Origin of the sequence: Pseudoalteromonas sp. Z9A6, from assembly GCF_011378805.1 — a bacterium.
Taxonomy (GTDB): domain Bacteria; phylum Pseudomonadota; class Gammaproteobacteria; order Enterobacterales; family Alteromonadaceae; genus Pseudoalteromonas; species Pseudoalteromonas distincta.
Genome location: NZ_WTKZ01000006.1, coordinates 36,271 through 53,528, shown reverse-complemented (window position 1 = coordinate 53,528; position 17,258 = coordinate 36,271). Strand labels below are relative to the sequence as shown.

General features: G+C 39.8%; 18 protein-coding genes and 1 pseudogene. 12 read left to right on the top strand and 7 right to left on the bottom strand.

All coding sequences use genetic code 11. The features are described from left to right. Positions 1 to 54: 54 nt before the first annotated feature. The 3 genes from GQR53_RS03820 (at position 55) to GQR53_RS03810 (ending at position 2,125) form a co-directional block, all read left to right on the top strand. Positions 55 to 1,002, top strand: coding sequence for a LysR family transcriptional regulator (locus tag GQR53_RS03820; protein ID WP_165742917.1), 948 nt, complete (start codon positions 55 to 57; stop codon positions 1,000 to 1,002). A gap of 73 nt (positions 1,003 to 1,075) precedes the next feature. Continuing rightward, positions 1,076 to 1,282, top strand: a complete 207-nt coding sequence (locus GQR53_RS03815) for a hypothetical protein (RefSeq protein WP_007375422.1) — start codon at positions 1,076 to 1,078, stop codon at positions 1,280 to 1,282. A 411-nt stretch (positions 1,283 to 1,693) separates the two neighbouring features. Next, a complete protein-coding gene (locus tag GQR53_RS03810; protein ID WP_024595338.1) occupies positions 1,694 to 2,125 on the top strand; it encodes a hypothetical protein in 432 nt (143 codons plus the stop codon). Positions 2,126 to 2,137: 12 nt separating this feature from the next. On the opposite strand, the gene icd is transcribed toward GQR53_RS03810, so the two are convergent. Continuing rightward, complete coding sequence (icd, locus tag GQR53_RS03805; RefSeq protein ID WP_165742916.1) at positions 2,138 to 3,406, bottom strand: NADP-dependent isocitrate dehydrogenase; 1,269 nt, start codon at positions 3,404 to 3,406, stop codon at positions 2,138 to 2,140. Between the two features lie 187 nt (positions 3,407 to 3,593). Between icd and GQR53_RS22255 the strand changes: the two are divergent. Then, positions 3,594 to 4,397: pseudogene (locus GQR53_RS22255) on the top strand (hypothetical protein). On the opposite strand, the gene GQR53_RS03795 reads toward GQR53_RS22255, so the two are convergent. Continuing rightward, positions 4,394 to 4,942 carry a hypothetical protein gene (locus GQR53_RS03795; protein ID WP_165742915.1) on the bottom strand — a complete coding sequence of 183 codons (549 nt, stop codon included), beginning with the start codon at positions 4,940 to 4,942 and terminating at the stop codon, positions 4,394 to 4,396. The pseudogene GQR53_RS22255 and the gene GQR53_RS03795 sit on opposite strands and share 4 nt — an antisense overlap. A gap of 371 nt (positions 4,943 to 5,313) precedes the next feature. On the opposite strand from GQR53_RS03795, the gene GQR53_RS03790 reads away from it, so the two are divergent. Together GQR53_RS03790 and GQR53_RS03785 are read left to right on the top strand one after the other, a co-directional pair. Continuing rightward, a complete protein-coding gene (locus GQR53_RS03790) occupies positions 5,314 to 5,481 on the top strand; it encodes a hypothetical protein (RefSeq protein ID WP_002961566.1) in 168 nt (55 codons plus the stop codon). A 139-nt stretch (positions 5,482 to 5,620) separates the two neighbouring features. Beyond that, the gene (locus tag GQR53_RS03785; protein WP_149602820.1) at positions 5,621 to 6,463 is read left to right on the top strand and encodes a transporter substrate-binding domain-containing protein; all 843 of its coding nucleotides are present in this window, start codon (positions 5,621 to 5,623) and stop codon (positions 6,461 to 6,463) included. Between the two features lie 84 nt (positions 6,464 to 6,547). Here GQR53_RS03785 and GQR53_RS03780 read toward each other — a convergent pair whose 3' ends face one another. The 5 genes from GQR53_RS03780 to GQR53_RS03760 all read right to left on the bottom strand — a co-directional run bounded on the left by GQR53_RS03780 (position 6,548) and on the right by GQR53_RS03760 (position 10,142). Further along, positions 6,548 to 7,129, bottom strand: coding sequence for a YceI family protein (locus tag GQR53_RS03780; protein ID WP_165742914.1), 582 nt, complete (start codon positions 7,127 to 7,129; stop codon positions 6,548 to 6,550). 1 nt (position 7,130) lies between these two features. Continuing rightward, a complete protein-coding gene (locus tag GQR53_RS03775) occupies positions 7,131 to 7,682 on the bottom strand; it encodes a cytochrome b (RefSeq protein WP_024594560.1) in 552 nt (183 codons plus the stop codon). 145 nt (positions 7,683 to 7,827) lie between these two features. Continuing rightward, positions 7,828 to 8,664 carry a ScpA family protein gene (locus GQR53_RS03770; RefSeq protein ID WP_165742913.1) on the bottom strand — a complete coding sequence of 279 codons (837 nt, stop codon included), beginning with the start codon at positions 8,662 to 8,664 and terminating at the stop codon, positions 7,828 to 7,830. Positions 8,665 to 8,670: 6 nt separating this feature from the next. Beyond that, positions 8,671 to 9,291, bottom strand: coding sequence for an L-threonylcarbamoyladenylate synthase (locus GQR53_RS03765; protein WP_002961576.1), 621 nt, complete (start codon positions 9,289 to 9,291; stop codon positions 8,671 to 8,673). Then, positions 9,288 to 10,142 (bottom strand): PHP domain-containing protein, encoded by an 855-nt coding sequence (locus GQR53_RS03760; RefSeq protein WP_149592562.1) that lies wholly within the window; start codon positions 10,140 to 10,142, stop codon positions 9,288 to 9,290. The genes GQR53_RS03765 and GQR53_RS03760 overlap by 4 nt, the downstream gene beginning before the upstream one ends. Before the next feature lie 464 nt (positions 10,143 to 10,606). On the opposite strand from GQR53_RS03760, the gene GQR53_RS03755 reads away from it, so the two are divergent. From GQR53_RS03755 to trpA, 6 genes are read left to right on the top strand one after another with little or no spacing between them, the layout of a single operon-like run. Beyond that, the gene (locus GQR53_RS03755; RefSeq protein WP_165742912.1) at positions 10,607 to 12,175 is read left to right on the top strand and encodes an anthranilate synthase component 1; all 1,569 of its coding nucleotides are present in this window, start codon (positions 10,607 to 10,609) and stop codon (positions 12,173 to 12,175) included. Between the two features lies 1 nt (position 12,176). Beyond that, a complete protein-coding gene (locus tag GQR53_RS03750; protein ID WP_165742911.1) occupies positions 12,177 to 12,779 on the top strand; it encodes an aminodeoxychorismate/anthranilate synthase component II in 603 nt (200 codons plus the stop codon). 11 nt (positions 12,780 to 12,790) lie between these two features. Then, positions 12,791 to 13,828 carry an anthranilate phosphoribosyltransferase gene (gene trpD / locus GQR53_RS03745; RefSeq protein WP_165742910.1) on the top strand — a complete coding sequence of 346 codons (1,038 nt, stop codon included), beginning with the start codon at positions 12,791 to 12,793 and terminating at the stop codon, positions 13,826 to 13,828. Further along, positions 13,821 to 15,185, top strand: coding sequence for a bifunctional indole-3-glycerol-phosphate synthase TrpC/phosphoribosylanthranilate isomerase TrpF (gene trpCF / locus GQR53_RS03740; protein ID WP_165742909.1), 1,365 nt, complete (start codon positions 13,821 to 13,823; stop codon positions 15,183 to 15,185). Before trpD ends, trpCF begins: the two co-directional genes overlap by 8 nt. Before the next feature lie 7 nt (positions 15,186 to 15,192). Next, entirely contained in the window at positions 15,193 to 16,377 is a 1,185-nt protein-coding gene (gene trpB, locus GQR53_RS03735; protein WP_165742908.1) for a tryptophan synthase subunit beta, read from the top strand. Then, entirely contained in the window at positions 16,374 to 17,195 is an 822-nt protein-coding gene (trpA, locus tag GQR53_RS03730) for a tryptophan synthase subunit alpha (protein WP_024595006.1), read from the top strand. The genes trpB and trpA overlap by 4 nt, the downstream gene beginning before the upstream one ends. The last annotated feature ends 63 nt before the right edge of the window (positions 17,196 to 17,258 follow it).

Here is a 17,258-nt window from a genome sequence, read left to right as displayed (position 1 = left end):
GCAAGCAGGCTTTAATTTAGATAATTAATAAAGCATATAATTTAAATTGATCATATGAATATAAGAAACGTCGACCTCAACTTGTTAGTTTACTTAAATGTACTCATTGATGAAAAAAGTGTTTCAAAAGCTGCGAATAAGCTCGCGCTTACGCAACCTGCTATGAGTAACGCATTAAAACGTTTGCGCGATTTATTTGACGACCCGCTACTGGTGCGTGCCGCAGGCTCTATGACGCCAACAGCTAAAGCACTTGCATTAAAGCCTGAGGTTGAGACGCTATTAAAAATGGCCGAAGCTATTACGCAGCCTAGTGAGCAATTTAACCCTGCAACAGCTGAAGTTACGTTTAGAATAATGGCAAACGACTACATAGAGTCGACCTTAATAGCCCCTTTTATAACTGCGCAGCTTAGTAAAAATCCCGGTATTAATTTTGATGTATTAAGCCCAAGCGACGTAAACCTGCAAGACATGGAAAAAGGCACTATAGATTTAGCCATAAACCGCTTTAATGGTCTGCCTCGCTCGTTTCATCAAGCCAGTGTTTGGCGAGATAATTACTGTTGTTTAACGCATCCTAAAAATACATTTTTACAACAATCAGGGTTAGACGACTACTTACAAAAAGAACATATTTGGGTAAACCGTGCAGGCTGGGGGCCTGAGGCCGCAGTTACTAATAAATCAGGAAAGCAAAAATTAGGCTGGGTAGACGAAGCCCTTTGGCAACTAGAACAAACCCGCAAAATACGTGTTTTTACTCGCCACTACATGGTTGCAAGCCTGCTTTGCCAATCAGAGCAACTTATTGCCACCCTACCGCGCAGGCAGGCTAAATTGTTAACCTCCCATACTGATTTAGTAATCAGCCCTGTGCCATTTCAAATAGTCCCTATTGAGGTAAAAATGATATGGAGCCCGCTACTACACCATGCGCCTGCACACCAATGGTTAAGGCGTGAATTATTAGCGTTTGCTAAAACGATTGCAGACAGATAATTAAATATAGACATGCTGTGCTATGAGTTTCAAACAAGCTCGGTTTTAGACAATAACTTCAAATGGAGTAAAAATGGATAGTGCATCAATAATTGCGTGGAGTGTTTTGTTTGGAGGCATAGGTATTGGCTACCTTACTTACGGGCGAAGAAAAAAAGCCGTAGTACCGCTTTGTATTGGTTTGTCGCTATTGGTATTTCCGTATTTTATGAGCAGTGTTAGCATGCTGTTGATTGTAGGCGCTATTTTAGTGGCTATTCCCTACTTTATTAAAATTTAATATTACTATTGTTACGGCTAAATAAAATACACGAGAAAATAAAAAAGCGCCGTGGTATTCAACTTTGGGAAAATACCATGGCGCTTTTGGAAATCGTCGATATAGGAGTCTACCTACAGAGTATAGTTAGCAAGCTTAGTACCGACTTCATAAAAAAATTAAAATTCAATAAAAACAATTAACTAAGCATCCAACTTAACTCATCAACTAATCCCCTTGTTCCAGTTTTGTGCACGTTTTTACCGCTCTGCACCAAATTAATTAGTATAATTTAGGTATGTTTTCTATTTTTTATTTAGTTTTAAAACTTACTATTGATGAAATCAATGTCAGTTATTGAAAACAACAATTTCATTAATAATACACTTAGCGCTAGAGTGAAGTTAAGCCAACAAACTAAGAGTAATAATTATGACAACATCAAGCTTCACACAACAAGACGGGTTATTTATTGATGCTAATTTACATCAGTTTATTGAAGAGCAGTTATGCACAAAAGCTGACACCACTGAAACTTACCAAGCATTAGCTACTTTAGTTGATGAGTTTGGTTGTAAATGCCGTAAAACAAAGCACCAACCAAATGATGTATTAGAAGTGGATACATTGCTAAACGCATACCAACTTAAAAACCACCCACTTTGCCATGTTGATGCACAAACGACAGAAGCCGTTTTAGACGAATATTGCTGCCAGGTTCCTGCAATTATTGTTGTTGCGTTAATGGATACGCTTAGTGGTACGCAGTGCGATGAACCTCAAGCACATGAGATTTACCATCGTGCAGCGCAGTTAACCAACCGCCCTTGCATGCACAGAGTAAAAACTGCCTCAGCAGCTTAATAATGAATGTGTTTAAAAGTGCTCGATAACCTTCTTTGCAAAGCCAGTACAAGTTAAGGTTGTCGAGTTATGAATACTTGAGTTATCGCTCTGCTCTTGCGCTAAATCAAAGGTTACTTCACCGCTTTTAAATGTTTGCTCTAACGCATTTTCTATTAGTAATGCGGCCTCGTCCCATCCCATAAATTTAAGCATTAATACCGCACTTAAAATACTACTGCTGGGGTTTGCTTTATTTTGCCCTGCTATACGTTCAAACGTGCCGTGTGTAGGCTCAAAAAATGCGACATCGTTATTTAAATTTGCAGCAGGCATTATGCCAACACCGCCAACTTGTGCGCTCAGCATATCCGCTAAAAAGTCACCATTTTGATTAGTCGTCACCACTACATCAAATTGCTCTGGGTGCATTAAACATTGCTGCAGCATGTTGTCGGCTATAACTTCTTTAATAATTAGAGGTGCTTGATTTACTCGATCTATTTGCAGCCAACGCCCATTTTCATGTGCAGTGGCATTAAATTCGCTTTGTGCAAGTGCATACCCCCAACGCTTAAATGCCCCATCGGTAAATTTAAGTACATTACCTTTGTGTACTAGCGTTAATGATTCACTATCGTTTTTAAGTGCATAGTTAATGGCAAAGCGCATTAGTCGCTCAGAGCCTTCTTTAGATATATTTTTAATACCAATACCGCATTCTTGTGAAAACCTTAAGCGGGTTACGCCCATTTCCTCACATAAAAAATCGAGCATTTTTTCGCTTTCTACACTCCCTGCTTGCCACTCAATACCTGAGTACACGTCTTCGCTGCTATCACGAAGCACTGTTATGTTTGTTAAAAAAGGATTTTTTAAAGGAGAAGGAAGTGCACTAAAGCCTTTTATAGTGCGCATATTTACAAACAAATCCATTTCTTGCCTGAGTGCAACATTAAGCGATCGAAAGCCACCACCCAGTGGTGTGGTTAACGGCCCTTTTATGGCAATTTTGCAGGCACGTACCGCGTTAATTGTTTCTTGCGGGAACCAGTCACCGTCATACAGCTTTGCGGCCTGCTCGCCATTATAAACTTGCATCCAATGAATTTTCCGTGCACTTTTATAACAATGCTCAATTGCACTATCAACAACGTGGCGCATTACCGGCATAACATCTAAACCCACGCCATCGCCATCAATAAAGGCAATTATAGGTTCTAACGGTATTTGCCAGTGTCCTTGTGCATCAATAGTGATATTTTGGCCGTGCTCAGGAACTTGAATATGCTGATACGTCATGGCTAAACCTAACTTAAAATAACGATTAATTGATTAAACCATGCTTAGCTAGAGGTGTCTGTATTTGTACTTTTATAGTTACTATCATTTTAAAAAATAAAGAATTAGGCGTGATTATTTATCCATTTAGTTGGTCTTGTATATTAAGCCTGGCGTACCAGTTATTAAATTACAGTAGAGCATTTTAATGAAATACTTTTTTGTACTGCTACTATCAATCAGCTCTTTTAACGTATTAGCCGCTGAAGTAGTCATACATAACCTTAGCTCGCTCTCAAGTAATGCTCAAAATACGGTGTCTACATGGGTTAATCAAAGTGTTGAAAAAACACAAAATACACTGGGGCCTTTAAAGCAAACCACTTTGCCTATTTATTTAAAACCGCAATACTTTGCTTTTGAGCCTGTACCTTGGGCTACAGTTAAGCGCAATAACCCCGATGGGATTGAACTACATATAGATCGCTACGCCAGTTTAAATGCATTCACTAAAGATTGGACGCTATACCATGAACTTTCGCATTTATATTTGCCGCTACTTCCCTACTCCGGTTTTTGACTAAGCGAGGGTTTTGCCAGTTATATGCAAAACGTAATAATGCGTGACAGCGGTATAATCACCCAGCCACAGTTTGTACAACGTTTAAATGCAGGATTTGATCGTGCCCGCCTGCAAACCAAAACTAAAACACAGCCACTTAATAAGCTCTCTGCCGATATGTGGAAACAACGCGCCCAGCAACGTGTTTATTGGACGGGTGCGGCTTTTTTTGCACAGGCCGACCTTAAGCTACAAAAACAAGGTTTATCTGTCGCGGGTATAATAAAACAGTATCAAACATGCTGTAGACCCGGTCGTTCTAGTGCTAAAACCTTTATAAAAGAGTTAGATAAGTTATCCAGCAGCAGCATTTTTACAACGCTGTATGCAAAATATAATACCCGTACTGATTTTCCTGATATTAATAAAAAGCAGCTAAACACGCTTTAACGGCTGCTCTGTTTTATATAGCTACTATATTTAACCAGCCCTTGCGCATTAAAATTGGTTGAGTACTCGTTCATAAAACTATGCAAAAAATTGGTTTTATAGCACTTAACACTCGCTTTGGTGCTTAAAGCTTTAATAACTTCATCAACATTAAAGTGACTCTCACTTTCTGGGAATATGAATTCACAGGGTACATTTGCATCTAACGCTAAATAATTACGAATTTGCGACGGATAAAAGCCAATTAACTTTTTAAGGTGTGTATTGCCTGTTAATAACTGTGCCCGCCATGCTGCACTTGCCCCTGCGCTAAACGCAATACATGTGGTCGGCACTTTTAAACTCTCAAAGCATTCTAGAAGTTTGTCCGTGTATTTGTCATGGCCACACTGCTGTATAAAATTATTATAACTATCTTTTTCACTTTCAATAGCTTGAATCTTGTTGTATGGGTCAACAATCACTAAATTTGAACTAATTGCCTGTGATAACTTACTTAAAGCAGGGGTTAAACCATAAATATCACTCACTATTAAGTAATTCATACTTATCCTTTGGTAACTAAAAATGGGCTTTGTAAGCAGTTGATAAGATTTATTATAAATATTTTTATAATAAATAGCTTGCACACAATTTATATATAAGTTACCTTCCCTCTCTGGTTTAAAGAAACCGCCGCGGTTAACCATTTACCCTGATCCAGTAAGCCCCGCAAAACGTATATTTGAAAGCTAAGTTATTGTACGGCGAGAACCCCTTGAATAATACCGAGATGATTTTTTATTATCATCGCAAAAGTGTCATAAAGATCGTCAACACTGTAATGAAGCTAAACACAACATCGTTAATTTATTGACTGCAATTTGCTATACAAATATAGCGCAGAATAAATAACAAGAATAAAGTGAGTTTTATTATGTCTTATAAATATAACGGGTCTATGATCCAAATAGCACATCCAGTGCAATCAATTTCAGTAAACAAACATCGTGTAATCTTCAGTGATACACAAGGTTTAAAAAATGCATTATTTCAAAAAGCGAGTGATGCACGCCAGTTTGTTAAGTGGCTAAAAGCTAACTAAGCAACATATAACTTTAATTGCCATTCTATTATTGCAATTATTGATAAGATATTATGCCAGCCTTGTTGCTGGCATTTTACTTTTTAGCCCTTTATTGGTTACAATAGTTTTACAATAATAATTACTGGTAGCTGTTGTAATGCTCCGTATATTTTTAACTTTCTTACTTTTTTTCTGTCTGAGCTCAATAAGCAATGCTAGAACCATAAACTGGCTAGCGCACGATTTTGCACCCTATTATATTTTAAATGGTCAATATCAACACCAAGGCCGTGACGAAAGCATAATTTCTTTACTTGAAAAACAACTTCCTAATATTACCTTTAACCGCATGCTTATCCCCTCAGGTAAAGTAATTCAAGAGCTGTCCAATACTTCAAATAATGTTTGTGCGTTATCGCTTTATAAAAATGATTACAGAAAAGAGCATATTTATTTCACAGAGGAGAGCTCAACAACGGGCCTCTCGCCTTCAATAGCAATGCATAAAAAGCTCGCAAAAGCGCTAAATATAGCGGAATCTAAAGAAGTATCACTACTCAATTTAATACAAGATAAAAAACTAACTCTTGGAGTTTCTATGAGCCGCTCTTACGGCCAAGAGATAGATACTTTAATAAACAGTACGCCTAATATAGATTTAGTAATTAGACCCACTCGCGATAGCCTAGCGAGCCTTACATATATGCTTAACCTAAAACGAATTGATATTTTGCTGGGTTACCCAAGCGAGCATTACTATTTAGCTAAATCAATGCACTTTGAAGAAAACTTAACCCAACGTCCATTAACCGAATCTCCCGCGTTAAGTTATGGTTTTATTGGTTGTACTAAAAACGAGCAAGGCGCAAAAGACATCGCTATTCTTAATGAGCAGCTTAAAGTTATTAAAAAAACGCAGGCTTATAACGATTTACTTATGCGTTGGTTGCCTGAGGATTTAAGGCCTCTATTAAAGTCACGTATTAATAGCACAAAATAAACAAATACAAAGTCGCATAATTTGAGTTTCTGTTAAGCAAAAAAAACGCCACAGTAAGTGGCGTTTTTATATTCAATAATGGTATTACTGACGAACGCCTTCTATTGATAAAATAATATCAACATGAGTAGATGCAGGCCCTAAGTTGTAATCAATACCGTAGTCGGTAAGTTTAAGGCTGGTTTCGCCTTCAAAACCTACGCGGTAGCCGCCCCACGGATCTTTACCTTCGCCCACTTTATCTATTTCAAAGGTAATAGTTTTAGTTACGCCATGCAGCGTAAATTCGCCGGTTACGTCGGCCTCTTCACCATTTTCATCAAATTTAATGCTGGTGCTTTTAAATGTCGCTTTTGGGTATTTATCCACATTTAAAAAATCTTTACCGTGTAAGTGCTTATCGCGCTCTGCATGGTTAGAATCAAGGCTTGTGGTGTCAATATTTACCATAATTTTTGATGCATCAGGGTTTTTAGCATCATAACTAAATGTGCCGTCAAAAGTATTAAAACGACCATATAACCAGCTGTAACCTAAGTGTTTAATTTTAAAGTTAACAGATGCGTGCCCGCCTTTTGTATCAATTACATAATCAGCTGCATTAGCGGCTGTTGCCGATAACATCATTGCAGCCGAAACGGCTGTGCTTACTAATAATTTTTTCATTTTAATCATCCTTTAATGGTTTGATCATTCTGATTAAGGTTTTATCTTTATCGATAAAGTGATGTTTTAACGCCCCTAGTGCATGCAATACTGCAAACCCTATTAATGTGCACGCGCCGTAATAATGTACTTTTCCTGCAATATCGGCTTGGTCATCAAAAGCAAAATCAAGCGCTGATACGTTAAATAAGGTAAACACTTCTATTGGACGTCCGTCTGCGGTTGATATTAAATACCCAGCAACAACAATAACGGCCAAAATAATATACATAACAATATGCGCGGTGTGTGCTAATTGGTTCATACCTTTACTTTCACCTAAGGGTTTAGGTTGTGTAGATAAAGCACGCCATAAAATTCTAAATAAAAATACGGCCACAAGCGTAATACCAATGCTTTTATGTAAATCGAGCGAGCCTTTGTACCAGCTATCGTAATAAGTAAGCTCAACCATATATAAACCTAAACCAAACAGGCCAAAAATAGTCAACGCCATGAGCCAATGTAAAATAATGGCGACAAGTCCGTAAGATGAAGGTGTATTTTTAAACATGTGTAACGTCCTATAATGCTATGACGTTACAATATAGTGCATAGCCGTAAATGAAAATAACATTTACAAACACTTTACGTGCGTATAAGCACAGAACTTTGATAATTAAAGTCAGTTTTAGAAGTTGAGGATTAAACAGATAAGTTTATAGGGTGGATTGCTCGCTCAAGCTGACATAAATTAAGCTCTCTGGGCTTACTTGCAAACAAGTAACAAGTCCTTCTTTAATGAGCTCAAGCATGGCTATAAAACTAACCACCACACCACTACGCCCTTCATCAGGCGTAAAAAGCGCATTAAAAACCACTGCTGAATTTGCTTTCGATAGCTGTTGTAATATTTGGCTCATTCTCTCTCGGGTTGAGAGTACTTCGGCAGTAATTTGATGATGTTCAAACGTTTTTGCTCGCGCCATAACATCACTCAACGCCAGCATTAAGTCTTTAAGTTCAATATCGGGGAGGTTTTGACTTGTGTCTTCATTTATTGGCATAGCGGCATGCGCTATAAAAATATCACGCCCAACACGGGGGGTATCATCGAGGTTTTCAGCGGCTTTTTTAAATAACTCATATTCTTGCAGGCGTTTAATAAGCTCAGCGCGAGGGTCTTCTTCCTCTTCAAGCTCTTCGTGAACAGGGAGTAATAAGCGCGACTTAATTTGTGCAAGTAACGCAGCCATTACTAAATATTCGCCGGCAAGTTCGAGTTGAAACTCGGTCATCATTTCAACGTAACTTACATACTGCTCTGTAATACTAAAAATAGAAAGATCGAGCACATCAAGCTTATGCTTTTTAATTAAATAAAGCAGTAAATCGAGAGGGCCTTCAAAGGTTTCTAATATTATTTCGAGCGCATCGGGCGGAATATATAAGTCTTCTGGTTTATCTACAACCGCTTTACCATGCAAAAAAGCCAGTGGCAGCTTTTGCTGCACTGGCTTTTCATTACTTTTTGTATCAGCAGTACTTTCGCTCACTTGTTATTACTCAAATGGGCTTGTATCACCACAGCCAACACGTAATATTTTAACTTCATCTTCCGACAAGTCGATTACTGTGGTTGCTTGCTCGGCTAAATGGCCACCGTGAATAATTAAATCAACGTGTTTATCTAATCGCTCTAAGATTTCATCCGGATCTGATTCTGTAAACTGCTGCCCGGGTAAAATTAAAGAACACGACATTAGCGGCTCGCCAAGTTCGGCAAGTAACGCACAAGCAATTGGGTGTTCAATTACACGCATACCAATTGTTTTTTTCTTGTCGTTTAATAAACGCTTAGGGACTTCTTTTGTGCCTTTAAAAATAAAGGTATAGGGCCCTGGGGTATTATTTTTAATTAATCTAAATAGCTGGTTATCTACACGTGCATAAGTAGATAGCTCCGATAAATCACGGCAAACTAGCGTAAAATTATCGTTTTTTTCAATACCACGAATACGCTCTATGCGCTCTTTGGCTTGCTTATTACCAATGTTACAGCCAATGGCATAGCCCGAATCTGTTGGGTAAACAACAACGCCGCCTTGTTTAATAATATCAACGGCTTGACTAATCAATCTTGGTTGCGGGTTATCAGGATGAATATGGAATAATTGACTCATGTTAATGCCCCTTCTTGTCCTTCCCAAACTTGCCAAACACCTTGGCAGTCTTTCGGTAAGTATAAATTTTTGCCAAGCTCTAAATAGCTTGTCGGAAAATGAAAATCAGACCCTTGCGAGCAAAGTAGTTCGTACTCACGGCTGAGTTCACCTAAAAATTGACGTTCGCTTGGCGCCTGTTGAGGTTGTGCAACTTCCATTGCGTCTCCTCCTACACTTTTAAATTCTACTAATAATTTGCGTAGCCACTTGTTTGACATTTGATAGCTACTTGGGTGCGCAAGTACAGCAACACCACCAGCAGCATGTATTGCCTCTATAGCGGTTTGCATGGTGCACCAGCAACTAGGTACATAGCCTGTTTTGCCGCGCCCTAAGTACTTTTTAAATACGCCTGGGAAATTTTTAGCTACACCCCGCTCAATAAGGGCACGTGCAAAATGTGCGCGCGTAATTTGCGCGTCTTTTGCCAGCTCTTTAGCTTGCTCGTAAATGCCATCAAAGCCATTTTTTGCAAGGCGTGCGCCAATTTCTAGTGCACGCTCTTCTCGCTTTTGCTGCTGAGCCGATAATAAAGAAGTAAGGTCAATATTATTAATATCAATATTTAAACCTACAATATGAATTTCGAAGCTTTCCCATTTAGTAGATACTTCGGTACCCGTTATTAATGAAAGCGGTAAGTTTTCTGCTTCAATAAATTGCTGAGCAGGCTTAATAGCCGCCACAGTGTCATGATCGGTAATAGCAAACACATCAATATTTTTATCAACAGCGCGATGCAATAATTCTTCAACCGTTAAACGCCCGTCTGAATGTGTAGTATGGCTATGTAAATCGTATTTTATCAAAAGAAAACTGCTTAAAATTAAGGGTTACTGGTGTTTATGTAAGTATAACAACTTTTTTGACTAAATTGTTTTAAATAAACACTTGACACAAAAGCATAAGATACGTTTTACTGTAGCCACTTTCAGACACATTAAGAATTAACAATAATGATCAATTCAAACTTAAACACTATTTGGTGGTGGCACTCGTAATTTTCGGGTGATGAATTGTCGTGTCTAGCAAAAATTCAAAACCCGCAACTATGCGGGTTTTTTTATAACTAAATTTTACGAAACATATACGTTAAAAATATTTAATAAATTTTGAGGCAGAAAAACATGAATAACGGTCTTACTCTTACACATCGTTGGTGGTGGCGCCTGATATAGCGGGACGGTAATGATCTGTTTGTAATTTAGATATCGTTATTCAAACCCCGCATTGCAAAAGCACTGCGGGGTTTAATTTTTTGAGGGAATGAGGTTTGATTTTTAGTCATATAACTACCACACCAGGCGAAGTAACAAGCATTACGCAAGTACGCGACTATATTAGTAGCCCTCTTGCATTATACGCGGCACTTGATAAGCCTAACTCACTACTGCTTGAATCGGCTGAGATTGATTCTAAAGACAGTGTAAAAAGTTTAATTTTAGTTGATAGCGCCCTGCGCATTGTATGTAAGGGTAAAACGGTAACTGTTAGCGCACAATCTAATAACGGCAAGCAATTATTAAGCTACTTACAAGCAAATGTTAAGAGCTGTGATTCACAATTAAACGACACAACGCTTACACTTAACTACCAAGACACCAGCAGCGATATAGACGAAGCAAGTAAGCTTGTTGCCGATAACGCCTTCAGTGCTCTTCGTACCTGTATTAACAGCATTCAAAGCACCACCGAAAATCCGTTTTCGGTATTTTTAGGCGGTGTGTTTGCCTACGACATGGTGGCAAACTTTGAGCAATTAAGTGATGTACCTGATGGCGAAAACACCTGCCCAGATTACGTATTTTATTTAGCCGAAACCTTAGTTGTTATTGATCATCAAAAACAAACAACCGAACTCATTGGCAATGTATTTAATGGCCCAGACGTACACGCTAACTGCTTTGAAGTAGGTAAAGAGCTTGAGCGGTTAAATACGCTGTGCGATAACGCAGCAGAATTTAGTGCGGATATGCAAAGTGGCGAATGTGAAGTAAGCGTTGATATAGACGATGACACGTATTGCGAGCAAGTTGTTAAGCTTAAAAAGAACATTGTAGATGGCGATATTTTTCAGGTAGTGCCGTCGCGTACATTTTCACTACCTTGCCCTGATTCTTTACATGCGTATAGCCAGCTTAAAAAGCAAAACCCAAGCCCTTACATGTTTTATATGCGCGATGAAGACTTTGCATTATTTGGCGCGTCTCCTGAGTCTGCCCTTAAGTACGACGTAAGTAGTCAGCAAGTAGAAGTTTACCCAATTGCTGGTACTCGAGCGCGCGGCAAATTTGCTAACGGGCAAATAAATCCAGACTTAGACAGCCGCATTGAGCTGGAACTAAGAAACGATCAAAAAGAGCGCGCCGAGCATTTAATGCTTGTTGATTTAGCGCGTAACGACGTAGCCCGCATTAGTGTTGCAGGTACTCGTTTTGCCAAAGAGTTATTAAAAGTAGACCGCTATTCACAGGTAATGCATTTAGTTTCACGCGTTGTTGGCACATTAAAACCAGAACTTGATGCACTGCACGCTTACCAAGCGTGTATGAATATGGGCACCCTTGTTGGTGCACCAAAAGTACGTGCTGCTGAGCTTGTTCGTCAAACTGAAGGGAAACGCCGTGGCAGTTATGGCGGCGCTGTAGGTTACTTAACCGGTGATGGCGCAATGGATAGCTGTATTGTTATTCGCTCTGCTTTTGTTAAAAATAACATAGCCTACGTGCAAGCAGGTGCAGGTGTAGTGTTTGACTCAGATCCTATTTCTGAAGCAAACGAAACTCGCGCTAAAGCACAAGCGGTTATCACCGCCATAAAATCTACGTATAAGGCGGTATAAAATGAGTAAAGCGAATCCTATTAAAATCTATTTTTTAGATAACTTTGACTCATTTACATACAACCTTGTTGATGAGCTTACGATGCTTGGCTGCGAACTTGTTGTTTACAGAAACAACATTAGCGCTGAGGTTATTTTTAATAAAATGCGCCAAGAGCAAGGCCAAGTGCTATTAGTACTTTCACCAGGCCCTGGCACACCAACCGATGCAGGCTGTTTAATGGAGCTTATTGAGCTCTCTAAAGGCCACTTCCCAATGCTAGGCATTTGTTTAGGCCAACAAGCGTTAACACAAAGCTATGGCGGAGTAATCGGTCACGCGGGTGAAACCGTACATGGTAAGTCTTCAATTATTAATTTAGGCGAACATCCTGTATTTGATGGTATGGGCAATACAATGCCTGTAGCACGTTACCATTCATTAATGGCAACAAAAGTGCCTGATAATATAAAGGTTATTGCCCAGTACGAAGATATCCCTATGGCTATTTATCATCATGATGACAATGCATTAGGTTACCAGTTTCATCCAGAATCAATACTGACGCCAAACGGCGCAATGCTACTTCAGCAAAGTGTCGCTTACTTAACACGCGCTAAATAAAAAAGGACATTATGAGTACACAACCAGAACAACCCATAAATGTTCAACACGCTATTGAACAACTAATTACAGGGCAATCATTAAGCTACGCAGACGCCAAAGCACTGTTTGATGAAATAATGCAAGGTAACATGAGCGAGATTGAGCTAACCGCCCTACTAATAAGCCTTAAAATTAAAGGCGAAGTAAGCGATGAAATAGCAGGTGCTGCAGCCTCAATGCGCGATAACGCTGTTGCTTTTACTACCAGCAGTACACAACTTGCTGATAGCTGTGGCACAGGCGGCGATGGCTCAAACACAATTAATATAAGCACAACAGCAGCCATAGTTGCCGCTGCTGCCGGCATTAACATGGTAAAACATGGTAATCGCAGTGTATCGAGTAATTCAGGCTCTGCCGACTTACTAAAAGCGCTGGGCATTAATATAGACATGAGCCCAGAGCAGGCAGCAAAATGTCTTGAGCAAACCAATTTTACCTTTTTGTTTGCACCGCACTATCACAGTGGCGTACGCCATGCTATGGGCGTGCGTACAGCGCTTAAAACACGCACTATTTTTAATATTTTAGGCCCGCTTGCTAACCCTGCAGCACCTGATGTGCAATTGTTAGGTGTGTACAACGAAGCGTTATGTATGCCAATGGCACAAACACTTAAAACCCTTGGCACAAAGCGCGCTATGATTGTTCACGGCTCGGGCACTGACGAAATAGCTCTACACGGCCCAACAACGGTAGTTGAGCTGAATAATGGCAAGCTTACACAGTACACACTAAACCCAAGCGACTTTGACCTTGCAAACTATTCACTTGAACAACTCGCTGGTGAAGGCCCACAATACAACGCAAATGCTAGCCTTGCCATCTTACAAGGCAAAGGCACAGATGCACATAATGCTGCCATTGTGGTTAACGTAGCTGCCCTTTTATACCTAACAGGTAAAGCAGAAACGTTAAAAGAAGGGGCAAAGCGAGTACAAACATTATTAAGTTCAGGGCAAGCCATGAACACACTAAATGCAATTATTGAGGTAAGTAATGGCTAATGTATTAGATAAAATTGTTGCTGATAAAAAATTAGAACTAATTGAGCGTAAAGCCGCACGCCCGCTTGAAAGCTTTAAGCACCTTGCAGTGCCTACAAGCCGTAGCTTTTACAAAGCATTAGCCGCCCCAGGCACACAGTTTATTTTAGAGTGTAAAAAAGCATCGCCCTCAAAAGGGTTAATTAGAGAGCCATTTGATTTAACCGAAATCACCTCAGTTTATAAAAAATACGCCACCTGCATGAGCGTGTTAACTGATGCTAAATATTTTCAAGGCAGTTTTGATTACCTCGAATTTGTGCGCAGCCAAGTAGAACAACCGCTTATCTGTAAAGACTTTTTTATAGATGAATACCAAGTATATATGGCGCGTATTTATGGCGGTGACGCTATATTGCTGATGCTTTCGGTAATTGATGACGAAAGCTATAAAGCACTGCATGCTGTTGCCGATTCACTAAATATGTCGGTATTAACCGAAGTAAGTAATGAAGAAGAAGTACACCGTGCACTTGCGCTTGATGCACAAATTATTGGTATTAATAACCGTGATTTACGCGATTTAAGCACCGATTTAGCCACTACCGAAAAGCTACGCAAACTTATTCCGGCTGATAAAGTGGTTATTTCGGAATCGGGTATTTACACCCATCAAGACGTAAAACGTTTAGCTCCATTATGCGATGGTTTTTTAATTGGCAGCTCACTTATGGGCGAGCGTGATTTAGAGCAAGCATGTCGCCGTGTTATTTTAGGTGACAATAAAGTATGTGGTTTAACACGTACCAAAGATGCACAAGCGGCATATCAAAACGGTGCTATTTACGGTGGTTTAATTTTTCATCCTAAATCGCCACGCTATGTTGATTTAGATTGCGCAAAAGAGCTTAGCCAAAGTGCCCCGCTTAATTTTGTGGGTGTGTTTGTAGATGCCCCAATTGATCAAGTTGCTCAATACGCAAGTGTGCTAAAATTGGCGGCAGTTCAATTACATGGTCAAGAAAGTGACGATTACATCGCTCAGTTGCGTACACAGTTACCTACCGGCTGCGAGATTTGGAAAGCCCAAGCAATAAAAGATGCATTGCCAACGCCTGTAAATGGCGTTGACCGACACCTTTACGATACACACAGCGACACACAAGCTGGCGGTACAGGTAAAGCATTTGATTGGTCGGTGCTTCATGATGCAACCACACCGTTTATGCTCGCTGGAGGCTTAAATCCAGACAATATTAAAGATGCGCTTTTTAAAGGTGCCTTAGGCCTTGATTTAAACTCAGGCGTTGAAGAATCTGCGGGTAAAAAGTGCCCTAACAAATTACATAATGCTTTTACAAGCATCAGAAATTATTGAGGTTAAAATGCAAAATCCAGCTTATTTTGGCGAGTTTGGCGGTATGTTTGTACCCGAGTTGCTTGTCCCTGCGCTTAAGCAGTTAGAAAACGAATTTAACAAAGCACAAAAAGATCCTGAGTTTCAGGCTGAGCTAAGTAAATTATTAAACGAGTATGCGGGTCGTCCTACCCCACTTACTTTAACGCGCAATTTAGTTAAAAACCCAAAAGTAAAACTGTATCTAAAGCGTGAAGACTTATTACACGGTGGCGCACATAAAACCAACCAAGTACTTGGCCAAGCGTTACTTACTAAGCGCATGGGTAAAAAACAAGTAATTGCTGAAACAGGCGCAGGCCAACACGGCGTTGCAACCGCGCTTGCATGTGCATTACTGGGTTTAAAATGTCGAATTTATATGGGCGCAAAAGACGTTGAACGTCAGCAACCAAACGTATTTAGAATGAAGTTAATGGGCGCAGAGGTTATTCCGGTAACAGCGGGTTCTGGCACATTAAAAGATGCAGTAAATGAAGCCCTGCGTGACTGGTCAGCTAATTATCAAGACGCGCACTACCTACTAGGCACAGCAGCTGGTCCTCACCCATTCCCAACAATTGTACGTGAGTATCAAAAAGTTATTGGTGAAGAAGCTAAACAACAAATACTTAAAGCCGAAGGTCGTTTACCTGACGCTGTAATTGCCTGTGTTGGTGGTGGTTCAAACGCAATTGGTATGTTCACTGACTTTATTGACGAGCCAGGCGTTAAATTAATTGGTGTTGAGCCTGCTGGGAAAGGGCTTGATACAAATGAGCACGGTGCAACAATTTGTAAAGGCACTAAAGGTATATTACACGGTACTTACACGTACATTATGCAAAACGACGATGGCCAAATTGAAGAGTCTTACTCTGTATCAGCGGGTCTTGATTACCCTGCGGTTGGTCCTCAGCACGCATTTTTACACGAAACTGGTCGCGCTCAATACGTTGGTATCACTGATACAGAAGCGCTTGATGCGTTTCAATCACTTGCTAAAAACGAAGGGATCATTCCGGCGCTTGAATCAAGCCATGCGCTTGCTTATGCACTTAAGTATGCAGAAGAGCAAACCGAGGAAAGCGTTTTAGTTATTAATTTAAGTGGTCGTGGCGATAAAGATTTAGCACACGTTCACAATGTACTATCTGAAAGAGGTCAGCTATGAGCCAAGTAAAAACGGATCGTTACGGTAAAATGTTTGCAGCGCTTAACGAGAAAAAACAAGGTGCGTTTGTACCATTTGTAACAATTGGCGACCCAGGTAAAGAGCAAAGTGTTGCGATTATTAAAAGCTTAATTGACGGCGGCGCTGATGCACTTGAGCTTGGTATTCCGTTTTCTGATCCTATTGCAGATGGTCCTGTAATTCAAAAAGCGAATATTCGCGCACTTGATGTACACATTAACACGCAAGATTGCTTTGATGTTATTAAAGAGATACGCGAGTATAACGCCGATATTCCAATTGGATTATTGCTTTACTCAAACCTTGTTTTTAAGCGCGGCATAGAAGCATTTTACAAAGATGCAAAAGCGGTAGGTGTAGACTCTATTTTAGTGGCTGACGTACCTCTGCATGAATCTAAAATATTTAGAAAATCGGCAATGGATAACGGTGTAGACCCAATTTTTATTGCAACACCTAATGCGGATGATGACACACTTCGCCAATGCGCCTCTTACGGTCGTGGTTATACGTATTTACTATCGCGCGCAGGTGTTACCGGTACCGATACTAAAGCACAAATGCCAGCGGGTAATATTGTCACTAAATTAAAAGAATACCATGCAGCTCCTGCTCTTTTAGGGTTTGGTATTTCAACACCAGATGATGTAAAAGCGGCACTTAATGCAGGCGCAGCAGGTGCTATTTCAGGCTCTGCTGTAGTTAAAATTATTGAAGCTAACCTTAACGATTTAGACGCAATGACAACGCAGTTAAAAGCATTTGTTAGTGAAATGAAAGCGGCAACCGCATTATAAAAAGTGTAAATTTACGCATTAAAAAAGGGCATTTAAAATGCCCTTTTTTGTTTTTTAAAAGCA